Annotated in this window: 19 protein-coding genes; 9 read left to right on the forward strand and 10 right to left on the reverse strand. The window is 73.8% G+C overall.

All coding sequences use genetic code 11. The annotated features are described in order from the left end of the window. Positions 1-258: 258 nt before the first annotated feature. Together DDQ41_RS04475 and DDQ41_RS04480 are read right to left on the reverse strand one after the other, a co-directional pair. The gene (locus DDQ41_RS04475; protein ID WP_109293304.1) at positions 259-1449 is read right to left on the reverse strand and encodes a thiolase C-terminal domain-containing protein; all 1191 of its coding nucleotides are present in this window, start codon (positions 1447-1449) and stop codon (positions 259-261) included. 829 nt (positions 1450-2278) lie between these two features. Next, a complete protein-coding gene (locus DDQ41_RS04480; RefSeq protein WP_109293305.1) occupies positions 2279-2560 on the reverse strand; it encodes a hypothetical protein in 282 nt (93 codons plus the stop codon). 708 nt (positions 2561-3268) lie between these two features. On the opposite strand from DDQ41_RS04480, the gene DDQ41_RS04485 reads away from it, so the two are divergent. The 5 genes from DDQ41_RS04485 (at position 3269) to DDQ41_RS04510 (ending at position 9892) form a co-directional block, all read left to right on the forward strand. Beyond that, positions 3269-3919, forward strand: coding sequence for a class I SAM-dependent methyltransferase (locus DDQ41_RS04485; RefSeq protein ID WP_109293306.1), 651 nt, complete (start codon positions 3269-3271; stop codon positions 3917-3919). A gap of 486 nt (positions 3920-4405) precedes the next feature. Beyond that, positions 4406-5347: an N-acetylmuramoyl-L-alanine amidase gene (locus DDQ41_RS04495; protein WP_109293307.1), complete on the forward strand. Its 942-nt coding sequence runs from the start codon at positions 4406-4408 to the stop codon at positions 5345-5347. 161 nt (positions 5348-5508) lie between these two features. After that, on the forward strand, positions 5509-6267 hold the full coding sequence (locus DDQ41_RS04500) for a DUF5336 domain-containing protein (RefSeq protein ID WP_262508352.1): 759 nt from the start codon (positions 5509-5511) through the stop codon (positions 6265-6267). Positions 6268-6425: 158 nt separating this feature from the next. Beyond that, a complete protein-coding gene (locus DDQ41_RS04505) occupies positions 6426-7445 on the forward strand; it encodes an LLM class F420-dependent oxidoreductase (RefSeq protein ID WP_109293308.1) in 1020 nt (339 codons plus the stop codon). Positions 7446-8368: 923 nt separating this feature from the next. Next, the gene (locus tag DDQ41_RS04510) at positions 8369-9892 is read left to right on the forward strand and encodes an NHL domain-containing protein (protein ID WP_109297534.1); all 1524 of its coding nucleotides are present in this window, start codon (positions 8369-8371) and stop codon (positions 9890-9892) included. 54 nt (positions 9893-9946) lie between these two features. Here DDQ41_RS04510 and DDQ41_RS04515 read toward each other — a convergent pair whose 3' ends face one another. Both DDQ41_RS04515 and DDQ41_RS04520 read right to left on the reverse strand, forming a co-directional pair. Further along, positions 9947-10435 (reverse strand): hypothetical protein, encoded by a 489-nt coding sequence (locus DDQ41_RS04515; RefSeq protein WP_109293309.1) that lies wholly within the window; start codon positions 10433-10435, stop codon positions 9947-9949. Positions 10436-10475: 40 nt separating this feature from the next. Continuing rightward, the gene (locus DDQ41_RS04520) at positions 10476-11570 is read right to left on the reverse strand and encodes a hypothetical protein (protein WP_109293310.1); all 1095 of its coding nucleotides are present in this window, start codon (positions 11568-11570) and stop codon (positions 10476-10478) included. A 396-nt stretch (positions 11571-11966) separates the two neighbouring features. Between DDQ41_RS04520 and DDQ41_RS04525 the strand changes: the two genes are divergently transcribed. Beyond that, entirely contained in the window at positions 11967-12686 is a 720-nt protein-coding gene (locus DDQ41_RS04525; RefSeq protein ID WP_109293311.1) for a hypothetical protein, read from the forward strand. 143 nt (positions 12687-12829) lie between these two features. Further along, a complete protein-coding gene (locus DDQ41_RS04530) occupies positions 12830-14662 on the forward strand; it encodes an FG-GAP-like repeat-containing protein (RefSeq protein WP_109293312.1) in 1833 nt (610 codons plus the stop codon). Positions 14663-14986: 324 nt separating this feature from the next. Here the strand turns inward: DDQ41_RS04530 and DDQ41_RS04535 are convergent, their stop codons facing one another. From DDQ41_RS04535 to DDQ41_RS04545, 3 genes are all read right to left on the reverse strand, one after another. After that, positions 14987-16081 (reverse strand): glucosidase family protein, encoded by a 1095-nt coding sequence (locus tag DDQ41_RS04535; protein WP_109293313.1) that lies wholly within the window; start codon positions 16079-16081, stop codon positions 14987-14989. Next, a complete protein-coding gene (locus DDQ41_RS04540; RefSeq protein ID WP_109293314.1) occupies positions 16078-16809 on the reverse strand; it encodes a class I SAM-dependent methyltransferase in 732 nt (243 codons plus the stop codon). The genes DDQ41_RS04535 and DDQ41_RS04540 overlap by 4 nt, the downstream gene beginning before the upstream one ends. A 121-nt stretch (positions 16810-16930) precedes the next feature. Continuing rightward, on the reverse strand, positions 16931-18244 hold the full coding sequence (locus DDQ41_RS04545; RefSeq protein ID WP_109293315.1) for a glycosyltransferase family 4 protein: 1314 nt from the start codon (positions 18242-18244) through the stop codon (positions 16931-16933). 274 nt (positions 18245-18518) lie between these two features. Between DDQ41_RS04545 and DDQ41_RS04550 the strand changes: the two genes are divergently transcribed. Beyond that, positions 18519-19148, forward strand: coding sequence for a TetR family transcriptional regulator (locus DDQ41_RS04550; protein WP_109293316.1), 630 nt, complete (start codon positions 18519-18521; stop codon positions 19146-19148). Positions 19149-19407: 259 nt separating this feature from the next. Here the strand turns inward: DDQ41_RS04550 and DDQ41_RS04555 are convergent, their stop codons facing one another. Together DDQ41_RS04555 and DDQ41_RS04560 are read right to left on the reverse strand one after the other, a co-directional pair. After that, positions 19408-19650 (reverse strand): ferredoxin, encoded by a 243-nt coding sequence (locus tag DDQ41_RS04555; RefSeq protein WP_109293317.1) that lies wholly within the window; start codon positions 19648-19650, stop codon positions 19408-19410. After that, entirely contained in the window at positions 19643-21112 is a 1470-nt protein-coding gene (locus tag DDQ41_RS04560) for an aldehyde dehydrogenase (protein ID WP_109293318.1), read from the reverse strand. The genes DDQ41_RS04555 and DDQ41_RS04560 overlap by 8 nt, the downstream gene beginning before the upstream one ends. Positions 21113-21623: 511 nt before the next feature. Here DDQ41_RS04560 and DDQ41_RS04565 point away from each other — a divergent pair. Further along, entirely contained in the window at positions 21624-22667 is a 1044-nt protein-coding gene (locus tag DDQ41_RS04565; RefSeq protein ID WP_109293319.1) for an MBL fold metallo-hydrolase, read from the forward strand. A gap of 259 nt (positions 22668-22926) precedes the next feature. Here DDQ41_RS04565 and DDQ41_RS04570 read toward each other — a convergent pair whose 3' ends face one another. Next, on the reverse strand, positions 22927-23457 hold the full coding sequence (locus DDQ41_RS04570) for a PaaI family thioesterase (protein ID WP_262508353.1): 531 nt from the start codon (positions 23455-23457) through the stop codon (positions 22927-22929). Positions 23458-23558 lie beyond the last annotated feature (101 nt).

Below are 23558 nucleotides of genomic sequence, written 5' to 3' on the forward strand. Positions count from 1 at the left end.
GCCGAGGCCCCACCACCCCGTGCACCGGCCGCACGGACCGGGTGCCTCGCCTGTCCCTGAGGCGCCACTCGCCCGGCCCGGTGGGGCTGGTAGGGGGCTGGTAGGGCTGCCGGGCCCGGTAGGACCCGGTGGGCCTACCAGGACAGGGCCGGCCGTTGCCGTGCCCGCCACGCCCCACCGTGCCTACCGTGCCCGCCACGCCCGCCACGCCCACCGCGCCCACCACGCCCACCGCGCCCACCGCGCCCGTGCGGCCCCTCACCCCTTCCGCAGCACCGTCACCACCGCCGCGCCGCCCAGCCCGATGTTGTGCGCCAGCCCGGTGCGCGCCCCCGGGACCTGGCGCGGTCCCGCCTCGCCGCGGAGCTGCCAGGTGAGTTCCGCCGCCTGGGCGAGGCCCGTCGCGCCCAGCGGGTGGCCCTTGGAGATCAGCCCGCCCGACGGGTTGACCACCCACCGGCCCCCGTGCGTCGTCGCCCCGGACTCCACCAGCCTTCCGGACCCGCCGTCCGGGCACATGCCGAGCGCCTCGTACGTCAGCAGCTCGTTGATCGAGAAGCAGTCGTGCAGCTCGACGACGTCCACGTCCTCGATGCCGAGGCCGGACGCCTCGAACGCCCGGCGGGCCGCGGACCGGGACATGGGCGTGCCGACGACGTCGACGCAGGAGCCCGAGGCGAAGGACTCGGCGGTGTCGGTGGCCATCGCCTGCCCGGCGATCTCGACCGCCCTGTCGTGGAGGCCGTGTGCGACGACGAACCGTTCGGAGACGACCACGGCCGCTGCTGCCCCGTCGGAGGTCGGCGAGCACTGGAGGCGGGTGAGCGGCCGGTGGACCGCCTTGTCGGCGAGGATCTCGTCCGCCTCGTACACCTCGCGGAACTGGGCGTACGGGTTGGCGGCGGAGTGGCGGTGGTTCTTGGCGGCCACGGCGGCGAGCTGCCGCTCGGTGGTGCCGTGGCGCTCCATGTGCTCGCGGGCCGCGTTGCCGAAGATCTGGGCGGTTGGCGGGGTCCGCTCGAAGCCGTGGGCGGCGGCCATGATCCCGTAGTGCCGGGCCACGGGTGAGGCGGCGAAGTCCCCGCCGTCCGTTCCCCCGCCGAGTGCTCCCTTCCTCATCTGCTCGAAGCCCAGGGCCAGTACGCAGTCGCTGAGCCCGCCCGCGACGAACTGCCGCGCCATCATCAGCGCCGTGGAGCCGGTGGCGCAGTTGTTGCTGACGTTGTACACGGGCACTCCGGTGAGTCCGAGTTCGTACACGGCGCGCTGCCCGGCCGTGGAGGGCTGGAAGCAGTAGCCGACCGGGACCTGCTGGACGAGTTCGTACGGGATGCCGGCGTCGGCGAGGGCCGCGGCGCCGGCCTCCTTCGCCATGTCCGGGTAGCGCCAGTCCCTCGACTCGGGTTTCTCGAACTTCGTCATCCCGACGCCGACGATGTAGCTCTTCACCGGGGGGACTCCTTCGGTCTCGAAGCGGTAGGGCCGGGGCGGGCCCTCCGGGAGGGTCCGCCCCGGGCGGGCCGGTCCCGGGAAGGCCCGGGCGCCCGGTCGGTCCGGTTCGGTCCCCGCCGGGCACGCGGTCGGGCACGTGGTCGGGCACGCGGTCGGCCACGCGGTCGTCGCCGGGCGTTCCGAGCAGGTGCCCGGCGATCGCCTCGGCGCTTCGGGTACTTCGGGTGCTTCGGGTGCTTCGGGTGGTACGGGTGCTTCGGGTGGTACGGGGCGCGCGCGTCCGACGGCGCCCGGAGTCCGCGAGAGCGCACCGGTCGCGAGCGGTCGCGACGCTTCCGCTCCCTGTGCGGTGGAGGCCCCGACCGAGCGGAAGAGTAGAACACGTTCCAATCCGATGGAAGGCCGGAAGAGCACCGAACCGCTCCCGGCCGGCCTGGAACGGAACACGCCGCCCGGGAGGACGCCGCGCCCGGCCCGGGAGCCCTCTCGACGACCAGTTCGGGAGGACGCGGCGCCCGGCCGCCCGCGCACGGGCTCGCCCACCGCGCATGCTGGGCCGCGTTCGCGACCAGCGCCGCCCGCGCCCGCGCCCGCGCACGGGCTCGCCGCCGGGCCGGGTCGGGTCGGGACACGCGCGCGGCCAGTCGGAAGCGGAAACACGGGACCGGTACGAGAGGCGCCCGGCCCGTCGGGACCGGAACCACGCAACCACGGAACCACGGGACCAGAGGGCGACCGGCATGCGTCCAGCACGTGACGCCCGGCGCGTCGGAACCGGCACGGGCCGCCGACGCCCGGGAACGCAGCGCGCGGCGCGCGTCTCAGCTCATACGGGGAACGAGAACGCCCTGCCGCCGCCTTCCCTGACCGCCTCCACGGCCGCCTGATGCACGGCCCGCCCCACGTCCTCGTCGTCGGCGGGCACGGGGCTGCCCTGCACGGCGTACCACTCGGTCGCCCCGGTGTGCTGCACGGTCACCTGCGCCAGGCCGTCGATCCAGGTGGTGTGGACGGTCACGTCGCCCGTGATCGGGCCGCCCTCCGTGGTCATGACCCCGCCGGTGCCTGCGATGATCCCCTGAGTGGTCCACGTCGCCCAGGTGTCCATGGCGCCTCCGCAGCAGTCGTCGTCCCGGGCGCTCGCCGGGCAGCTCTCGTGCGTGTGTCCATCGTGTCCCCGATTCGGCCGAAGCACCCCTTGGCGCCGGACGGCCACGTGTGGAGAGCGGGCCGGCGGAAGGGCCGGGGCTGTACGAAGCGGCGGGCCGGGGTCGTACGAGGAGGGGAAGGGGACTGGTCGGCCGGACGCGAAGAGCGCTCGACCGGTCTGGGCGCCACTCGGCACCGGGGCCGCGCGCGGGGTATCCGGCCGGGGACGAGCACGAGGGCGCCGGATACGGGCTCCACGGAGCGGGCGGCCGCAGCCGCAGTGGCAATGGCGCTGACCCTGGGAATGGCGCCGGCGCTGGGAATGGCGCCGGCAACGGCAAAGACCGCAGCGACGGCGGTGCGCCCCCGCCCGAACGAATCACCGGCGTGCGCGAGACGCGGATACGCCAGGTGCCAGGTGCCAGGCGCCAGGGCCCAAGCGCGAGCGCCAGGCGCGAATCCGCGAGGCGCGATCCGGCGCCGGAAACCACGTCGCACGCCCCCGTGCCCCCGTGCCCGCCGCGGCCCCCGCACCCACCGTGGCCGGGGCCCGGGGCCGCGTTGCCCACCGCCCCCGCCTACCATATGACCGCCGAGTAGCCCCGCCCGCCCACAGCCCGCAGCCCGCAGCCCGCAGCCCGCAGCCCGCAGCCCGCCGGAGGAACGCATGTCCGCCGCCCCCAAGCCGGAGATCCTCGCCGCCTTCGAGGCCGCCAAGGGATTCATGCCCGCCGCAGAGGGTCTCGCGCTGTACGCGGCCGCCGTGGAGGCCGGGGGGCTCGGGCTGCCCCTGCTGGAGGTCGGGACGTACTGCGGGCGGTCCACGATCCTGCTGGCGGACGCCGCCCGCGAGGCCGGGACCGTGGCGGTCACCGTGGACCACCACCGCGGCAGCGAGGAGCAGCAGCCGGGCTGGGACTACCACGACCCGGAGCTGGTGGATCCCGATGCCGGGCGGATGGACACCCTCCCCGCCTTCCGCCGAACCCTGCACGCGGCCGGGCTGGAGGACCACGTGATCGCCGTGGTGGGGCGGTCCCCGCAGGTGGCGAAGGTGTGGGGCCGGCCGGTGGGCCTGGTCTTCGTCGACGGCGGGCACACCGACGAGCATGCCGTGAACGACTACGAGGGCTGGGCCCCGCACGTGGCGGAGGGCGGCCTGCTGGCCATCCACGACGTGTTCCCGGACCCGGTGGACGAGTGGACCGGCCAGGCGCCGTACCGGATCTACCTCCGGGCGCTGGCGTCCGGCGCCTTCACCGAGGTGGCGGCCACCGGCTCCCTGCGGGTGCTGCGGCGCACCGGCGGCCGAGTCTGAGGTACCGCCCGGTCGTCCCCTAGCATCACGACGTGCCGAACGAGCTGAACCCGCCGCCCTGCCCGAAGCCCCGGCCCCACCGACTCGCGCCGCAGCGCCGACTCGCACCGCAGCGTCAACTCGCACCGCAGCACCGGCCCCACCGGCTCGCACCGCCGCCCTCCCCGATGCCCCGGCCCCGGCCCCGTGGCGGAGCCGTCGGGCCGCGGCCCCACAGCGGAGCCGTCGTCGCGACCGCCGCGCTGACGGCGATGGCGGTACTGACGCTCGCCGGCTGCGGCGGTTCGGGCGGCCCCGGCGCCGCTCCCGCACCCGCCGGGCCGGAGGGGACCGGCGGCACCCCTTCCGCCGCCGTAAGGGGGAAAGCGCCCCGCCAATCCACCTGATCCCGCTTCAGATACACAAAGGAGACACCTCACCGGACCCGGGGCCGGGGGGCCGAGCCGGAGTTCGCGGTCCGCACCGGGATCGGGATCGCGGTTCGGGATCCGCGCCCGGGATCGGGATCGGCATCGGGATCGCGGTCCGGGATCCGCGCCCGGGGCCGGCCCCGACGCGACCTGCCCAGCCGGCCCGGTCGACCCAGCCGGCCCGGTCGACGCGATCGACGCGATCGACGCGATCACCCCCAACCCAACAGCTGGAGTTCACCGGGACCGGCGTACAAAGGGGACAAGCCACAACGGCCCGTGCCCTCAGGGCCCGGGCGCTGCGGCGCCGTCCCGGGGCGCCGGGGCGGCCGGCGCCGGAGCGGGGCCGCTGGCGGGGAAGGTCGTGGTGGTCGACCCCGGCCACAACCCCGGGAACTTCCGCCACACCCGCGAGATCGGCCGGCTCGTGGACATCGGCACGAACCGCAAGGAGTGCGACACCACGGGCACGGCCACCGGCGACGGCTACACCGAGGCCGCGTTCAACCTCGACGTCTCGCACCGCCTCCGCGCCCTGCTGGAGAAGCAGGGCGCGACGGTGCTCCTCACCCAGGACGGCGACCGGCCGTTCGGCCCCTGTGTGGACGAGCGGGCCCGCTTCGGCAACGGGGCCGCAGCCGACGCCGCGGTCTCGATCCACGCCGACGGATCGGGCAGCGGCAACCGCGGCTTCCATGTGATCCACCCCGCGCAGGTCAAGGGCGGCGCCGCCGACACCGCGGGGATCGTCGGCCCGTCACGTGAGCTGGCCGAGCGTATCGCCGGGAGGCTCGTGCGGGTCACGGGCAGCGCACCCGCCGACTACGTGGGCGGTGGAACCGGGTTGCACGAGCGCGGCGACCTCGGCGGGCTGAACCTGTCGACCGTCCCCAAGGTCTTCGTCGAGTGCGGGAACATGCGCGACGCGAAGGACGCGGCCCTGCTGAAGAGTTCGCGGTGGCGCCAGGACGCGGCCCGGGGCATCGCCGAAGGCATCAGCACCTACCTGCTGGGGTAGACCGGGCAGGCGATAGATTCGTCTCCCGCCGGCGACGGGGGTCGCACACCGGTCCGCACGGGCACCCGTACGATGGGGCCGCCCCCGAGCTTCCGCGCCGTGCACCGCCGACCGGGCGTCGACGACCGCCACGACGAGACGCAACCGACTAAGGACTACACGTGAACATCCGCTCCCTCACTCGAGGCGATGGCGTGGTGATCGGAGCAGCGGTGGTGCTGTTCATCGCCTCGTTCCTCGACTTCCTCAGCGTCGACTGCCCGAGCGGCGCCGACTGTCCGGTGCCGAACGCCTGGGACTCGCTGGGCACGGTGATGTCCGTCTACCTCGGCGGGATCATCGCGGCCGGACTGGTGGTCGCCGGGCGCCGCGCCATGCCGGGGCGCAAGGTCGTGGGCATGGACGTCGCGCAGTTCGGCACGGCCCTGAGCCTGTTCGCGCTCTGGACGATCCTGTGGACGGTCATCGACATCGCGGGCAACGCCGGCGCCGGTGCGATCCTCGGCCTGTTCGGCGCCCTGCTGCTGGCCGCAGGCGCCGTCGCCACCCCGCTGGTCCCCGCGCTCAAGGCACCTCTGCTCGGCGCGCCCGGGCCGCAGGCCGGGCAGCCCTACGGCGCCCAGCAGCAGGACGGTTACGGGTACCCCGGCACCCGGCAGCAGCCCTACGGCCAGCAGCAGTCCGGGGGCCGGCCGGGCCCGCAGGGCGGCGATCCGGCACAGGACTTCTCGCCGTTCTGGTTCGCGGTGCCGGTGGCCCGGCCGCTGTACTCGGAGGACGGTTCCCCGACGCCCATCGCCGAGCTGGCGCCCGGCACCTGGTACCTCGCGGTCGACCAGCGCGGCCCTGCCCTGGTGGCCCAGACCCAGGACGGCCGGCGCGGCGTGCTGCAGGACACCACGGGCATCCAGCGCGGCTGACCCCGCCCGTCCGGCGCACCGCGCGGCCCCTCGCCCTTCGCGATGCGGCGTCCCTTCCCGATGCCGCGTCCCTTCCGGGCGGGGGGCCGCTGCCGTACAGTCCCCCACGGAGCCTTTACTGACGTACCGTCAGCAGGATGCCGGAGAGGGGCTTGGGCATGCGGCTCGGACTGGCACTCGGGTACTGGGGGCGCGGCCCCGACCCCGCGCAGACCGGCCTCGCCGTGGAGGCGGAGCGGCTCGGCTACGACTCTGTGTGGACGGCCGAGGCCTGGGGATCGGACGCCTTCACTCCGCTGGCCTGGATCGCCGCGCGGACGAAGCGGATCAGGCTCGGCACCGCGGTGGCGCAGATGGCGGCCAGGACCCCCACCGCCACGGCCATGCACGCGCTCACCCTCGACCACCTCTCGGGCGGGCGGATGCTCCTGGGGCTCGGGCTGTCGGGACCGCAGGTCGTCGAGGGCTGGTACGGGCGGCCGTTCCCGAGGAGCCCGCTGACGGCGACCCGGGAGTACGTGGACATCGTCCGCCAGGTCCTGCGGCGCGAGGCCCCCGTGGAACTCGCCGGACGCTTCCACACCCTCCCGTACACCGGGGAGGACGGCACCGGTCTCGGGAAGGCGCTCAAGGCGATCACGCACCCGCTGAGGGCCGGCCTGCCGGTGCTGCTGGGGGCCGAGGGGCCGAAGAACATCGCCCAGACGACCCGGATCGCGGACGGCTGGCTGCCCCTGTACTGGTCCCCGCTGCGGACCGGCGTGTACGAGGCGTCGCTCGCCGATCTCCCGGCCGGCTTCATGATCGCACCGATGGCCCGCGCGCAGGTCTGCGACGACGTCGCAGAGGGGCTGCTGCCGGTCAAGGCGATGCTGGGGTTCTACATCGGCGGCATGGGCCACGCCGCCCGCAACTTCCACGCCGATCTGATGGCGCGCATGGGCTACGAGCCCGAGGCCCGGCGCATCCAGCGGCTGTTCGCCGAGGGCCGCCGCGAGGAGGCGGTGCTCGCCGTCCCGGACGCCTTCGCCGACGAGATTTCGCTCGTCGGGCCGCGGGAGCGCATCGCCGAGCGGCTGGAGTCGTGGCGCGCGGGCCCGGTCACCGACCTGCTGGTGACGGCGCCGGACCTCCGCACGCTGAGGGTCCTGGCCGAGCTGAACGGCCGGCGGCCGTGACCGCGAGCGCCTGCCGGGAGACGCGCGGCCGTCCGGGGCGGCACAGCGGCGGAGCGGGCCGTGCCGGCGGAGGGAGCCGTGCCGGCGGAGGGAGCCGCAGGGCCGCCTGAGGCGTCCGGTGAAGGCCGCCCCCGACGGGGTGGCTCCGTGCCCGTCGGGGCCCCGGCGGATTCAGGGCCCTGCCCTCACGGGCCACGGGCCGTCCCAGTAGGACGCGAAGTCGTCGCCGAAGGCCCTGCCCTGGCCTCACGAGCCCCGACGGCATCAGGGCCGTACCCTCACGAGCCCCGACGGCACAGGGCCCTGCCCTGACGAGCCCCGGGCCGTCGCGGTCCCGCCACCATCGCGGTCCCGGCACCGTCGAGGCCCCGGCGGCATCGGCCGCGGCCGCCCGCCGGGCGGTACCGGCCCCGGGTGAGGGAGCGGCCCGCGGGAGGTGCTGCGGAGGCTGCTCTCCGCGCCGCGCGCGGGGGCGCGCAGTCGCGGCAGCCGGCCCCCGGCTTCCGCCCCACCTCCGCGCCGCGCGCGCGGGGGCGCACATGCTTCCGGAAATAGGGGCGGCAGTCGACGAGAAGCTCCGCGCCGCGCGCGGGGGCGCGCATGCCGGGCGCCCGGTCGCACACCGTCCGCCCGGCGCGTGCCAGGGCGGGCCGACCGTGCACCGGTCCGGCGGGGTGTGCTTCCCGATCACTTGATGGATGGGTTTGCCCGCCGCGGGCCCGGACGAGGGCCCGCCGGCCGACAGCATGGGAGCAGCGCACCTCCCGGGCGACAGGGTCGCGCCGTGCGTGGGCGCCGAAGACGTTCGCCGTCCGACCGGAAGGGCCATGCCGTCCGCGACCTGTGCGGGCGGTACGGCACCGGGCCCGGCGACCTCCGACAACCGTCCGCGGTGGGCGGTTCATCACGATGAGGGGATGACGATGGGCACTGCCCGCGCGCAAGCCGCAGACGGCGGGAACTCCGCCCCGCCGATCAGCACGGTGGCGGGGACCGGGGTCGCCGGATCCCATGGGGACCATGGTCCGGCCGTCTCGGCCCAGCTGAACCGTCCGTCGGGGATCGCGGTGGACGGCACCGGTTCCCTCTACGTCGCCGACTACAGCCACCGGGTCCGGAAGATCACGTCCGACGGGACGATCAGCACCGTCGCCGGCACCGGCGTCGCGGGCTTCGGCGGCGACGGCGGCCCCGCCGCGTCGGCCCAGTTGAACTACCCGCGTGGGCTGGCGGTGGACGGCGCGGACGCCGTCTACATCGCCGACGGCAACAACCACCGGGTCCGGAAGATCACGCCCGACGGCACGATCAGCACCGTCGCCGGCACCGGCGCCGCGGGCTTCGGCGGCGACGGCGGCCCCGCGACATCGGCCCGGCTGCACACCCCGCTGTCGGTGGCGGTGGACGGCACCGGCGACCTCTACATCGCCGACCACGGCAACCACCGGATCCGGAAGGTGACCGCCGACGGCACGATCAGCACCGTCGCCGGCACCGGCGCCGCGGGATTCAGTGGCGACGGCGGCCCGGCGGCATCGGCCCGGCTGCACAACCCGTACGCGGTGGCGGTGGACGGCACCGGCGACCTCCACGTCGCCGACTGCGGCAACCAGCGGGTCCGGAAGATCACGCCCGACGGCACGATCAGCACCGTCGCCGGCACCGGCAGCGTGGGCTTCGGCGGCGACGGCGGCCCCGCGACATCGGCCCGGCTGCACACCCCGCTGTCGGTGGCGGTGGACGGCGCGGGCGACCTCCATATCGCCGACTACGGAAACCACCGGGTCCGGAAGATCACGCCCGACGGCACGATCAGCACCGTCGCCGGCACCGGCGCCGCGGGCTTCGGCGGCGACGGCGGCCCCCCGGCATCGGCCCAGCTGAACAACCCGTTCGGTCTCGCCGTGGACTGCGTCGACACCCTCCTCATCGCCGACCACGCCAACAACCGGGTGCGGAGGGTCGCGTCCGCGAAGCTGGCCGGGCTGCCCGACTCGGGCACGGTGGTCTGCTGGGCCAATGTCCGCAGCAGGCTGCGGATGGGAGTCTGGCGTGAGTCCACCGGGGACGGGGCCGTGATCCACCAGTTGCTCGCCGCGTCCAGGGACCACCAGCGGTGGCGGCTGGTGGCGGCGGGCCGGGACGGCGAGGACATCCTGTACCGGATCGAGAACGTGCGCAGCGGCAAGGCCCTGGAGGTCGTCGGGGCGCAGCAGGCGGCCGGGGCGGCGGTCGCGCAGCGGGCGTACGAGGGTGCCGACGCACGCCACCAGCAGTGGAGGCTGAACCCGGTGGGCTCCGCGGACGGCACCCCGCAGGTGTACGAGATCGCGAACCGGAGCAGCGGTCTGCTCCTGCTCGTCGACACCAACGCCCGCACCGCGATCATGCAGGGCAGGGCGGACGGCGACCGGCAGGGCCGGCAGTGGCAGTTGCTTCCGGTGTGACGCGCCGAGGGGTCAGGGGCGGTCTCGCCCCTGACCCCTTCGTGACGTGTGCGTTCAGCTGGAGGCGGATGGGTCCTCGGCCGCCGGCTTGGCCGCCTTGGGGGGCTGCGGTGCCTCGGGGGGCTTGGTGAAGTCGCTTCTCTTCGGCCTGTTCTCCAGGTCCGCGTCCTTCTGCAGGCCGCTGTGCTCGGTGACCGTGGTGCTCGACTCCCGCATGCCGTCGGCCGCAGCCCGGGAGACCGAACCGGGATTCCGGGCGTACCGGGCCTGTTCATCGGCCGACGCCTGGGCGGTCCGGATGAAGGAGCCCAGGAAGCCCAGGACGGCCCGCGCCTCGGGCGACTGCTCCTGCACGACCTTCGCGCGGGAGGAGGCCCCGTGGATGGCGGTTTCGAACAGGCTCGGGCTGGTGTCGTCGTATGTGTCGTCGTCGGCGTCCTCGAAGTCGACGCCGGCACCGGGCTGCGGTCTGGAGCTGCCGGTGGTCACCGAGAAGAGCCCCGCGCTCCTGCCCGCGGAGCCGAAGACGTTGTCGAACACCATGGTCGTCCTCCCTGCTGGTGGTGGTGGTGGAGCCCGCAGCTCAGGGCTGCTTGTAGAGCGCTCGTGGGTCGTCGGTCAGACTCTCGACGTCGAACATCGTGTGGTCGACCTCCAGGGCGGAGACGACCTCGGCCAGTCCCTTCATGCGGAAGTCGCCGCCGGCCAGGCCGATGTCGGCGATGTCGCGGGCGACCAGCCGGTCCAGACCGGGGTAGTTCCCGGGCTGCGGGGGAGACAGGACCGCCACCGGCACGTCGTAGTTCACCGCGATCAGCCCGGAGAACGTCACGGGGATCTCGTAGGTGAACTGCTTGCGGGTACGCCGCTGCGCGACGATGGTGTGCACCCGGGAGTTCGCCGGGACCTGGCCGGAGATCTGCGACTTCGAAGCCCAGCTGGTGGTCAGGGAGCCGCCGACGGAGGCCGAGATGCCCAGCAGCAAGGAGGCGTTGAGCGTCCCGGTCCCGGTGGCGCTGCCCTGGGTCGTGAACCCCACCGAACTCGTCACCGTGTTCGCCGCCGAGTTCCCGGCCGAGTTCGTCATGGCCGTTTCGGTGGCGTTGGCGTTGTCGACGCCGATGTTGTCCTTGCTTTTCTTGTCGGTCACGGTGGTCGTGTTCTTGTTCGTCATGTCGTTGCGCAGCTGGGTCTGCAACTGCGACTGGAGGTCCATCCGGAGCTGGTTCTGGAGCTGGAGCTGGAGCTGCGCGCTGACGCTGCCGCCGAAGGTGAGCTTCGCCTCCCCTTGCAGCGACCATGTCACCCCGTTCGACACCGTGAAGTCGATCGAGTCGGTGAAACCCATCGGTTCCTGGCTGCGGTTGACGTAGGAGCGCGAGGAGAACGTGTCGGGCGGCGGCGGGCCGATGTCGCCGCGCTCCTCGATCAGTGGCTCCCCGAGGTTCATATAGGCGATCCAGCCCAGCTGGGACGCGGACCCGGGAAACGTGCCGAAGCTCGACTTGTTCACGGAGAACCCGACGGGCTTGTGCTGCGCACCGTAGTCGTCGACGTAGACCAGGCTGGGATGGTCAAGGATGGACCGCCAGGTTTGCTCGATGTCGAGTTCCCGCAGGTTCTTCTTCGTCAGCGGCCGGCGCTTGGCGCGCTCCAGGATGTACGCGGTGGAAGGCATGACCCGTCCTCGAATGATTCCGGTCGAACCGCACCCGGCAATATGGGAAAAGACATCTGTGCGCGGTCCGAAAATCGAAACTAGCACGGCATCATTTCTCCGGGAAGACGCCCCCCGCCATCACCCTCAATCGAGTGATTGGGCTTCTTCCCGATACTCGACTCGGCTTTTCGCACGCTACCTTGAAGAACCAGCCGGCCACTGCGCCGAGGGTTTCCGCAAGTTCTGCGCAAAAGCTCCGCATCTTGGACGCCGCCGCGATGACGGCATTTCCTCCTGGCCGTCCGTGCGTTTCGATCGAGGCCGAATCGACTTCCTGCCGTTGCATCCGGCGGGCGGCGGCACCGAATGTCCGACGCATTGTTCTCCACATCCAGAACAGGTGAGGTTCCCGCGATGTACACCCAAGAACGCGCCACGATGACGAACCTGGTGGTCGGCGGCCCCGTAGCGGTGAACAGCTACGACAACGCGATCGTGGCGGCGCTGGCCGAGAACCGGCCGGTCATGCTCGTCCACGCCTTCAACGGCGGCTATCTGCGGCCCGTCGAACTGAGGGAGGCCGCTCACGACAAGGGTGTCCAGCTCTCCACGGCCCTCGACCCGGCCACCAAGGACGCACAGGGCCACCTCTGGTACATCACCCCCGCCGGCTTCTTCGGCCAGCGGCCGCTGTACTTCGTCGAGAGCGCCGCGGGCCAGGTGACGCCCAGGCCGGCCGCCGCGGGCGCGGCCGACACCGGCCGCGGCGACGACGGCACGCCGAAGCCGCAGCGCAGGCGGATCACCGTCCACCAGGATGCCCCCAGGAGCACGGCCGACACCGTCCAGGTCGGCCTGCCCGACAAGGTCGGCGACAAGTGGCGCGGGAAGAACGGCGCTCCCGAGGACACCCAGCTCTGGATCGTCACGGTGACGCCCTGGGGCGGGATCACCTTCGTGCCGATCACCCACCCCGACGCCATCCTCGGGTTCAAGGACCACGCGGTGACCGCGAGCAGCGAGGTGCGCGTCACCTACAACTGGGGCGGAGACTTCACCGGGACCGTCATCAACACGTTCTATCCCCGGCTGCCCAGCGAGTGGGACGTCCCGTACCACCACCTCTTCACCTGATCCGCGGCAGCCCCGCCCCGGATCCGCCCCTCCGTCCCGGACCGCCTCCGATCCGCCTCCGATCCCGACGGCCCGACGGCTCGACGGCCCGACGGCCCCGAACGCCCAGCCCGACGCCCCCACCGCCTGGAAGAGGCACCACCATGCCCGTGCCCACGGAAGAAATGAAGCTGGAGATCGTCAACGCCGCCACGGGGAAGACCCTGGGCGTCAGCGCCGCCCCGGGCGCGAACGGGACGCTCGTCGTCCGCGACTCCCCCGGCCCCGGCCCGGACCGCGAGCACTGGCAGTTCGTCCCCGTGCGGACCGCACAGGGCGAACAGGCCCTGGTGGTCCGCCACGCGGTCAGCGGCAAGGTGCTCGACAACCCCGCCGCCCCGGACCGCGGCGTCCGCCGGTGGGACGCCACCGCCGGCCGCAAGGGCCAGCAGTGGCGGCTCGTCCCCGTCGAGGGCGAACCGGGCCTCTACACCATCGAGGGCGTGACCGACGGCTCCGTGCTCGACCTCGCCGGCCCCGGCCCGGACGGCGCCCGGGTCGTCCTCGCGGAGTACGACGACAGCGCGGAGAGCCAGCGCTGGCGCCTCGCCCCGGCCGAGCCCGAGCGCACCAGCGACCCCGTGCTGCGCTGGGCACCGCTGAGCCACTGGAACGGCCGCAGGTCGTGGCGGCTGGCCCGGTCGACCGCGCTGCGCCCGGCACCCGAGGCGGCACCCTCGTTCAGCGACATGCTGCTGGTCCTCAAGCGGTTCGGGAGCGACCAGGACGCCGGCGGGTGGAACAGCGACGGGGCCGGGCGCCCGCCGGGCGGTCAGCCTGGCCGGTGGGCCGGACCCGGTGCACGGTTCCCCGCCGACACCGCCGGAGCGGGGCGGACGGACGTCCTGGGGCTCACCCCCGCGAGGTGGGTCGTGGCGGCGTCCGGCAGGGGCGACGGGACGTTCGACGACGAGGAGCGCGTCCTGCTCCCGTCCGCGCCCTCCTCGCACCCGGCGGACCTGTGGACCCTCCAGGACCTCGCGGGCGACGGCCGGCCCGACGTCGTCGTGCTCGCCGCCGACGGTGTCCGGGTGTCCGCTCAGGACGAGCAGGGGACGTTCGCACCCGCGGGCGGCAGGCTGGTCCTGAGGGCTTTCGGCCACGGCGGCAAGGCCGGCGGATGGCTGGCCGACCGGCACCCCCGCTTCCTCGCCGACACCACCGGCGACGGACGCACCGACATCGTCGGCTGCCACGACGACGGCGTCTGGATCTCACTCCAGGACGAGGACGGCGAGTTCGCACCGCTCGGCGACGAACCGGCCCTCAGGGCGTTCGGCCACGGCGGCAAGGCCGGCGGATGGCTGGCCGACCGGCACCCCCGCTTCCTCGCCGACACCACCGGCGACGGACGCACCGACATCGTCGGCTGCCACGACGACGGCGTCTGGATCTCACTCCAGGACGAGGACGGGGCATTCGCCGAACCCCTCTACGTCCTCGACGACTTCGGGGTCGACCAGGGGTGGAGCACGGCCTTGGAACACCCCCGGTTCCTGCTCGCGACCACCGGCGGCGGGGCGGTCGACCTCATCGGGTTCGGCCCGCAGGGTGTCGTCGTCTCACCAGGGCGCGGCGACGGCACGTTCGAACCCGCGAGACTGGTGCTGAACGACTTCGGACTCGCCCAGGGGTGGACGGGCCTCAGGCACCTCCGTCTCCTGGCCGACGTCACCGGCGACGGCACCCCGGACATCGTGGGCTTCGGCGACGAAGGCGTCTGGGTGTCGCACAACCGCGGTGACGGCCGTTTCGAGCAGGCCCAGCTGGTGTGCCGCGGGTTCGGGCACGACGACGACGCGGGCGCCTGGCGGGTCGGCCGGCACCCCCGCTTCCTCGCCGACACCACCGGCGACGGACGCGTGGACATCGTCGGCTTCGGCGGGCCGGGAGTGTACGTGGCCCGAAACCTGCACCGCCGGTTCAGGACCCGATGACCTCACGTCGCCTTCGGTAGCCGCCCCGGCCGGGGCGGCTACCGGCGCCCCCGGCGACCGGCCGCCCCCGGTGACCGCTGCCGCCCGTCGGGCCCCCCGCCGACTCCCGGTGGTGACGAACGGTCGCGGAGCAGGCGGACACTGCCGCACCCCCTCCCCCGTACGGCCCGCATCGGTCCACCGCGCGGCCGACAGGAGCCCCACCGTACGGCCCGCATCGGTCCCCCCGCGCGGCCGGCAGCGGTCCCACCGGACGGCCGGCAGGAGTCCCACCGTACGGCCCGCATCGGTCCCACCGGACGGCCGACGGCGGGGGCGGCGGTCCTACCGGCAGCACTCCGGTTCGAGGCCGCGCGGCAGCCGCTCCCCGCCGAACACCGCGGTGGTCGCCTCGTCGCCCCCCAGGGCGGCCACCGCGAGCAGCAGCGAACCCGCCGTCCAGGTGGTCAGTTCCTCCGGCCACACGGCGCGTTCGCCCTCGAAGACGTAACCGGTCCAGTACATCCCGCCCTCGGCGCGCAGGTGCCGGATGGACTGGAGGACCTCCAACGCCCGGTCAGACTCCCCCACCGCCCAGAGGGCCAGGGCGAGTTCACAGCTCTCGCCGCCGGTCACCCACGGGTTGGGCAGCACGCACCGCACCCCGAGCCCGGGGACCACGAACGCGTCCCAGCGCGCGTCGATCCTCGTCCTGGCCTCCTCGCCGGTGACGGCGCCGCCGAGGACGGGGTAGTACCAGTCCATCGAGTAGCGCGACTTGTCGAGGAAGCGCTCCGGGTGGCGGCGGACGGCGTGCCCGAGCGCTCCGGCCGCCAGCTCCCAGTCGGGCTGCGGCTCCTCGCGCTCCTCGGCGATGGCGAGGGCGCAGCGCAGCGCGTGGTAGACGGACGAACTCCCGGTCAGCAGGGCGTCGCCGACCGCCGCGCCGCCGTCCTCCGGCGCCTCCCGCTTCCAGCCGATCTGGCCGCCGGGCAGCTGGAGCCGGAGCACGAACCCGATCGCCGCGCGGACGGACGGCCACATCCGGTCCAGGAACACGTCGTCGCCGGTGGCCAGGTAGTGATGCCAGACGCCGACGGCCGGGTAGGCGCAGAAGTTGCTCTCCCGTCCCCGGTCGGTCGGCCGGTCGGCCTCCCCGTCGTGGTAGGCGGCGTACCAGGAGCCGTCCTCGTTCTGATGGCGGGCCAGCCACTCGTAGGCGCGCGCCGCCGCGTCGTGCTCGCCCGCCGCGTCCAGCGCCATGGCGGCCTCGGTGTGGTCCCACGGGTCCAGGTGGTGCCCGCGGAACCAGGGGATCGCCCCGTCCTCGCGCTGGACGGCGAGGATGCCCGCGACGGTCTCGGCGGCCTGCTCGGCGGTGAGGACGCCGGGCAGGACGAGGTGCTCGGTACGCCCCTGACGGCGCCAGGGCACGGTCACGCGTCGGCCTCCGGCAGATGCGGCTTGGTCGCGTACACCACGAAGCTCTTGCCGACGAGAGGGTTCAGCGCCTGCTCGGCGACCCTGGTGAGCAGGGGCTTCTTCATGATGTCCCAGACCAGGAGCTCATGGTAGGCGCGCACCGGCAGGGCCTTGTCGTTGTCCACGCCGAACGCGCACTTCAGCCACCAGTACGGCGAGTGCAGCGCGTGGGCGTGGTGGCTGCCGTAGGGCCTGAGGCCCGCCTCGCGGATCCTGCCGAGGAGTTCGTCGGCCTTGTAGATGCGGATGTGGCCGCCCTCGACCTCGTGGTATTCGTCGGACAGCGCCCAGCAGACCTTCTCGGGGCCGTAGCGGGGCACGGTGACCGCGATCCGGCCGCCGGGCCTGAGCACCCGGACCATCTCGGCGAGGACGCCCTTGTCGTCCGGGATGTGCTCCATCACCTCGGAGATGACGACGACGTCGAACGACTCGTCGGGGAAGGGGAGGTTGAGCGCGTCGCCCTCCATCGCGGTGGCGCTGGCGCCCTCCGGCGCCTCGCCCGCTTCCTTCATCGCCGCGAACCACGTGGCGACCTCGCGGATCTCCTCGGCGTTCCGGTCGAGGGCCACGACCCGGGCGCCGCGCCGGTAGCACTCGAACGCGTGCCGTCCGGCGCCGCAGCCGAGATCGAGCACGCGGTCGCCCGGGGCGAGCGGAAAGCGGGAGAAGTCGACGGTCAGCACGAGGTCTGCCCTTCCGGGTGGGTCGCGGCGGCCGCACGGGGGGCGCGCCTTGCGGAGGGTGCGGACCCGCCGTCCGCACCCGCGGAGCGGGTCCCCGCCCGCGCTGCGGGACGCCGGGTGCTCATCGGGCACCGGCCGGCACCGGGCGGGCCGCGATGGCCTCGCGGTAGAGCTCCGCCGTGCCCCGGGCCGCGCGGGTCCAGGTGAAACGCGACAGCACGCGGTCCCGTCCGGCGGTGCCGATGCGGCGGCGGAGTCCTTCGTCCCCGAGGAGCCGGCCGAGCGCCGCGGCGAGGGCGTGGGCGTCGCCGGGCGGCACGGCGAGGCAGGTCTCCCCGTCGGGGCCGGTGACCTCGGGGATGGCGCCGCCGGTGGTGGCGACCAGCGGGGTGCCGGTGGCCATCGCCTCGGCGGCCGGCAGCGAGAAGCCCTCGTACAGCGACGGCACACAGGCCACCTGGGCGCCGCGCACGAGGTCCACCAGCTCCCGGTCGGAGACGCCCTTCACGAACCGCACGGCGCCGGCGAGCCCGTACCGCTCGATCATCCGGGCCACCGGGCCGTCCTCGGCGCGCTTGCCGACGACGACGAGATGGGCGTCCGGCCGCTCGGAGCGGAGCCCGGCGAGCGCCTCCACGAGGAACACCAGGCCCTTGAGCGGCACATCGGCGCTGGAGGTGGTCACGATCCGGCCGGGCACCTCGGCGACCGACGGATCCGGCGAGAAGAGACCGGTGTCGGCGCCGATGTGCACGACCCGCAGCCGCTCGGGCCGCACGCCGAGGTGTTCGACGATCTCCTGCTCGGAGGAGCCGGAGACGGTGAGGACGGACGGCAGTCGGCGGGCGACCCGCTTCTGCATCCGGGTGAAGCCGTACCAGCGGCGCACCGACAGCCGCCGCCGCCAGTCCTGCGCCGCGTCCAGGTCGAGCCGGCGGTCGACGGTGATGGGGTGGTGGATGGTGGTGACCAGCGGTGCGCCGAGGTCGCCGAGGAGTCCGTAGCCGAGGGTCTGGTTGTCGTGGACGACGTCGAAGTCGCCCCGGCGCGCCAGCAGATGGCGCCGTGCGCGCAGCGAGAAGGTCAGCGGCTCGGGGAAGCCGCCGGTCCACATCGTGGCGACCTCCAGCCCGTCGATCCAGTCGCGGTACTCGCCGCGGCCGGGGGTGCGGAAGGGGTCGGGCTGCCGGTAGAGGTCGAGGCTGGGCAGCTCGGTGAGCGGCACGCCTTCGTCGAGCACGGGGAAGGGCTGGGCGCCGATCACCTCGACGCGGTGGCCGAGGCGGGCGAGTTCGCGCGACAGATGGCGTACGTAGACGCCCTGGCCCCCGCAGAAGGGGTTGCCCTTGTAGGTGAGGAGCGCGATGCGCAGCGGTCGGTCACCGGCGCCGGACGCACCCCCACGGGGCCCGGCCGCTATGGCCTCAGCGGTCACCTACGGCCCCCTTCTCACTCCACTTTCGCCGGAGCGTAACCGCTCGCGTTAATCTAGAACAAGTTCCACACTCGATCGTTCTTGATCGCTCAAGGAGCATCGAATCTACCGGCAGGTAGCGCTGCCGGAAGGCCTGGATCAGGTGATTCGCGCCACGGCGCGGAGCCCTGCCATGCTGGGCCCTCCGCAGCTCCCGGAACGGGAACGCAGCACGGATCCGGACAGCGGGCCGGGAAGGGCCCCTGGACCGGGGACGGGGACGGGGACGAGAGAGATGAGCGCGGACACCAGGCCGGCGGTTCCGGCGGCCCTGCCCCTGACGGAGCGCCAGGAGGCCAGGCGCCGGCGTATCCTGCACGCCACCGCCCGGCTGGCCTGCCGGGGCGGCTTCGACGCCGTGCAGATGCGGGAGGTCGCCGAGGCCGCGGGGGTCGCCCTCGGCACGCTGTACCGCTACTTCCCCTCCAAGGTGCACCTGCTCGTGGCCACGATGCAGGACCAGCTCGAGCATCTGCACGCCACCCTGCGCGAACGCCCGCCGGCCGCGGACAGCGCGGCGGAGCGGGTGGCCGAGACCCTGATGCGGGCGTTCCGCGCCCTCCAGCGCGATCCGCATCTGGCGGACGCGATGGTGCGGGCGCTGACCTTCGCGGACCGCAGCGTCAGCCCCGAGGTGGACAGGGTCTCGCGGCAGACCACGGCGATCATCCTGGACGCGACGGGCCTTGAGGACCCGACGCCCGAGCAGCTCTCGGCCGTCCGGGTCATCGAGCACACCTGGCACTCGGCCCTGATCACCTGGCTGTCCGGCCGGGCCTCCATCGCCCAGGTGCGGATCGACATCGAGACCGTCTGCCGGCTGATCGACCTCACGGACCCGGGGCGGGACCGGCGGTCCGGCTGACGCCCGCGGCGGCGCGGGACGGGCCTGATCCCGCACCGCGCGCTCCGGATGCACCTCGCTCCCCGCCCGATCCGGCCCGCACCGCCCGCACCGCGCGCCCCGCCCGCATACGGCACCGGGCCCGCCCTCGCGTATGCGGCACCGGGCTCTCAGGTCTTGATGACGGACGGGGAGGACCGGGCCCGCCCGCGCGTACGCGGCACCGGGCCGCCGCAGGCCGCCGGTGCCTCCTCCGGCGGGCCCCACCCGGCCGCCGCGCCTACTCCCCGGGCTCCTCGGGCGGGAACACGGCGGCACCGCCCCCGGACCGCCGGATCGAGATGGCCTCGACCGGGCAGCCCTCCGCCGCCGCGAGGATGTCGTCGTCGGCATCGGTCTCCGGCTCGGTGGGACGGGACTGGCGGGCCGCGTCCAGCGCGAAGCCGTCCGGCGCGCTGCCGACACACATTCCCGATCCGATGCACACACCCCGGTCGACCTCGACCTGCCAGCGGTCACCCATCAGTCTCGCTCCCGTATCCCGACGGCAAATGCACCATCTTGTACTCGAAGTACTCACCGTATCCCTCGGGACCGAACTCCCGCCCCAGCCCGGAGTTCTTGTATCCGCCGAACGGTCCAAGCATGTCGATGCTGAAGGTGTTGACGCTGTACGTACCGGTCCTGATCCGCCTCGCGAAGTCGACCCCGCGTGCCGCGTCGGCCGTCCACACGCTGCCGCTGAGCCCGTACTCGGAGTCGTTCGCGATCGCCGCGGCCTCGTCCTCGCCGCCGTAGGGCAGCAGGCAGACGACGGGGCCGAAGATCTCCTCGCGCGCGATCCGCATGGCGTTGTCCACGCCGCCGAAGAGGGTCGGCTCGACGTACCAGCCGCGCTCCAGACCGGCCGGGCGGCCGCCCCCGGCGAGGATCTTGGCGCCCTCCGCCTGGCCGATCGCGATGTAGTCGAGCGACCTCTGCTGCTGGCGGCGTGCGACGAGCGGGCCGACCTGGGTCGCCGGGTCCATCGGGTCGCCGGTCACCAGGTCCCCGGCCGCCGCGGCGAAGGCGTCGGCGAACTCGTCGTAGCGGGCGCGCGGGACGAGAACGCGGGTCTGGGCCACACACGCCTGGCCGTTGTTCATCCACGCCGCCGGGACGATGCCCCGGACGGCCGCCTCCGCGTCGGCGTCGGGCAGGACCACCGCGGCGGACTTGCCGCCGAGTTCCAGCGTGACGCGGGTGAGGTTGCGGGCGGCGACCTCCATCACGCGCCTGCCCGCCGCGACCGAGCCGGTGAAGGAGACCTTGTCGACGTCGGGATGCCCGACGAGGTACTCGCCGACCTCGCGGCCGGCGGGCAGGATCGACAGCACGCCCTCCGGCAGCCCGGCCTCACGGACGATGTCGGCCAGGATGTACGCGTCCAGCGGGGTCTCGGGCGAAGGCTTGAGGACCACCGAGCAGCCCGCGAGCAGAGCGGGCGCGAGCTTGGCCGCCGCGACGAACTGCGGGACGTTCCAGGGAACCACGGCCGCGACCACGCCCACCGGTTCACGCCGGACGAGCAGCGGACCCAGGAGTCCGCTTCGCCGTTCCTCGTAGGTGAAGTCGCGCGCGACGGCGAGGGCCGCGTCCCAGACCATCACGGCGCCGAGTGCCTGGGCCAGCACGCTCCAGGAGTACGGCGAGCCGTTCTGCGCGCTGATCGAGCGCGCGATCTCCTCGTGCCGTGCGGCGATCGCGTCCTTGATCCTGCCGACGACCTCGAGACGCTCCCCGAGCGGGCTGCGCGGCCAGGAACCGTGGTCGAACGCGGCGCGGGCGGCCGCGACGGCGCGGTCCGCATCGGCCCGCGAGGCATCCGGGACACGTCCGATGACCTGCTCGGTGTGCGGCGAGACCACCTCGATGGTGCCGGTGCCGCGGGGATCGACCAACTCCCCGCCGATGAACAGCTTTCCGTGCTCGACAAGTCCGGTCATGACGACTGCCTCCCGCGGCCCGGCTCCCCGCCACGAACTGACGGGGCATCAGAAACGGTCTACTGCCTGAACTGATAACAGCTATCGCCGGAGGAGTCCACGGCAGGGACGCCGCGGCCGCAACCGCGCGGCCGGGACGCTCCGGCCGGAACCCCTTGGCCGCAACGCGCCCCGGGAAGTCGGCGGAGGCAGGACGGGCGCCCCGGAGGAAGGGCGGAGACCGCGCGGCCGGGACGCTCCGGCCGGAACCCCTTGGCCGCAACGCGCCCCCGGAGGTCGGCGGAGGCAGGACGGGCGCCCCGGAGGAAGGGCGAAGACCGCGCGGCCGGGACGCTCCGGCCGGGACGCCCCGGCCGGAACCCCTGGGCCGCAACGCGCCCCGGACGGAGAGGCGCAGGCGGGAGCGGCGCCCCGGAGTCCGCGTCCGGCCGGCCCTTTGCAAAGAAGTCGCCTTGGGCGACCATGGGAACGGGTTCTCCTCACGGGCCCCGGTCGGGAGGACGGAGAACCCATGACGCGGGTGACTGAGCACGGCGGCGGTGTCTGGTCCCTTCAGGTGCCCATCCCGGACAACCCCCTGGGCCACACCCTGGTCCATGTCCTCGACACCGGCCGCGGACCCGTCCTCGTCGACACCGGCTGGGACGACCCGGCATCCTGGTCGGCCCTCTCGGACGGCCTCGCCGGGCTGGGCCTCGCGGTGGCCGACGTCCACGGCGTCGTCGTCACCCACCACCACCCCGACCACCACGGGCTCTCCGGCAGGGTCCGGGAGGCGTCCGGGGCGTGGATCGCGATGCACGCGGCGGACATCGCCGTCGTCCGCCGCACCGGCTACACCCGGCCCGGGGCCTGGCTGGACTACCTGACCGGGAAGCTGGCCGCCGCCGGCGCGCCGGAGGAGCACCTGGCCCCGCTGCGCGCCGCCCGCGAGACCGGCGGGACGCGGACGCCGCCCGGGATGCGGGCGGCCCTGCCCGACCGCGAGATCGCCCCCGGTGAGCTGCTGGACCTGGCCGGACGGCGGCTGCGGGCGGTCTGGACCCCCGGTCACACACCCGGCCATGTGTGCCTGCACCTGGAGGAGGACCATCCGGCGAACCTCCCCGGCCGCGGCCGGCTCTTCTCCGGCGACCACCTGCTGCCCGGCATCAGCCCGCACATCGGCCTGTACGAGGATCCCGACGACGCCACGGTCACCGACCCGCTCGGCGACTACCTCGACTCGCTGGAACGCGTCGGACGACTCGGCGCGGCCGAGATCCTCCCGGCCCACCAGCACCCCTTCACCGACGCCCCGGCCCGGGTCCGGGAACTCCTCGCCCACCACGAGGAGCGGCTGACCGGGCTGCTCGCCCTCCTCGCCGCACCGCTCACCCCCTGGCAGCTGGCCGAGCGCATGGAGTGGAACCGGCCGTGGGACGACATCCCGTACGGCTCCCGCACCATCGCCGTCTCGGAGGCGGAGGCCCATCTGCGCCACCTGGTGAAACGGGGTCGCGCGGAGGCGGTGGCGGGCAGCGACCCCGTGGCGTACATCGCGGCAGCGGGCTGACGGACGCACCCCTGGCCCGGGCCCGCGCCCGGACCTTCGAGTGCGTCGCCGTCCGTGTCGCCCGGTGCGTTCCCACCACGGCCGGCGCCCGCCGGCACGGCCACACGGCCACACACCTCAAACCACAGACCGCAGGACCGCAAGACCGCAAGACCGCAGGACCGCAAGGCGGCAGACCACAGGACGGCAGACCACAGGACCGACAGGACCGCAGACCACACGCCCGGCGCCTCGTCGTCCGGCCCCTGATCGCCCACGATCACCGACGGACGGTCTGGATCCGCGCGGTCGCGGTCGCCACGGCCACGGTCTTCCCCTCGGGATCGACGAGTTCACCGGCGAGAAAGCACACCTCCTTGCCACGCTGCACCACGCGTCCCCGTCCCACCAGCCGTCCGGGCCGGGCGGGGCGGAGGAACTGGACATGCAGATCGAGGGTCGGAGCGAACTGGTTCTCCGGCAGCGACGCGACCAGCGCCGGCCCCAGGGTGTCGTCGAGCATCGCGGCCAGGAACCCTCCCTGGATCACGCCCACAGGGTTCGTGAACTGATCACCGGCGTGGAACGCCACCTCGATCGTCCCCCGCTCCGGATCCGCCCTCACCAGTTCCCAGCCGAGCAGCGTCGCCGCAGGCGGCGGTGGCACCCGCCCCGCCTGCACATCCCAGAACAACCCGCGTCTCCGCGTCTCCGTCTCCATTTCCGGCTCCGGCTCCATCTCCATGAGCCACATTGAACAGGCCACCACCGACAGCGGCCGGAAGCCGGACTCGCCCACCTCCTGCCGCACCTGCCGCACCTGCCGCACCTGCCGCACCTGCCAGGCTCGACGAACAGGCGGGCACATCATCGGGGCCACGCGTCCCCGGTGGAGCGGAACGGCGGACGGCC

Origin of the sequence: Streptomyces spongiicola (genome assembly GCF_003122365.1) — a bacterium.
Taxonomy (GTDB): domain Bacteria; phylum Actinomycetota; class Actinomycetes; order Streptomycetales; family Streptomycetaceae; genus Streptomyces; species Streptomyces spongiicola.

Coding starts and splice junctions, on each gene's coding strand:
- DDQ41_RS04480 (WP_109293305.1), bottom strand. CDS start 2,560: ATGGACACCTGGGCGACGTGGACCACTCAGGGGATCATCGCAGGCACC.
- DDQ41_RS04485 (WP_109293306.1), top strand. CDS start 3,269: ATGTCCGCCGCCCCCAAGCCGGAGATCCTCGCCGCCTTCGAGGCCGCC.
- DDQ41_RS04505 (WP_109293308.1), top strand. CDS start 6,426: ATGCGGCTCGGACTGGCACTCGGGTACTGGGGGCGCGGCCCCGACCCC.
- DDQ41_RS04510 (WP_109297534.1), top strand. CDS start 8,369: ATGGGCACTGCCCGCGCGCAAGCCGCAGACGGCGGGAACTCCGCCCCG.
- DDQ41_RS04515 (WP_109293309.1), bottom strand. CDS start 10,435: ATGGTGTTCGACAACGTCTTCGGCTCCGCGGGCAGGAGCGCGGGGCTC.
- DDQ41_RS04520 (WP_109293310.1), bottom strand. CDS start 11,570: ATGCCTTCCACCGCGTACATCCTGGAGCGCGCCAAGCGCCGGCCGCTG.
- DDQ41_RS04525 (WP_109293311.1), top strand. CDS start 11,967: ATGTACACCCAAGAACGCGCCACGATGACGAACCTGGTGGTCGGCGGC.
- DDQ41_RS04530 (WP_109293312.1), top strand. CDS start 12,830: ATGCCCGTGCCCACGGAAGAAATGAAGCTGGAGATCGTCAACGCCGCC.
- DDQ41_RS04550 (WP_109293316.1), top strand. CDS start 18,519: ATGAGCGCGGACACCAGGCCGGCGGTTCCGGCGGCCCTGCCCCTGACG.
- DDQ41_RS04555 (WP_109293317.1), bottom strand. CDS start 19,650: ATGGGTGACCGCTGGCAGGTCGAGGTCGACCGGGGTGTGTGCATCGGA.
- DDQ41_RS04560 (WP_109293318.1), bottom strand. CDS start 21,112: ATGACCGGACTTGTCGAGCACGGAAAGCTGTTCATCGGCGGGGAGTTG.
- DDQ41_RS04565 (WP_109293319.1), top strand. CDS start 21,624: ATGACGCGGGTGACTGAGCACGGCGGCGGTGTCTGGTCCCTTCAGGTG.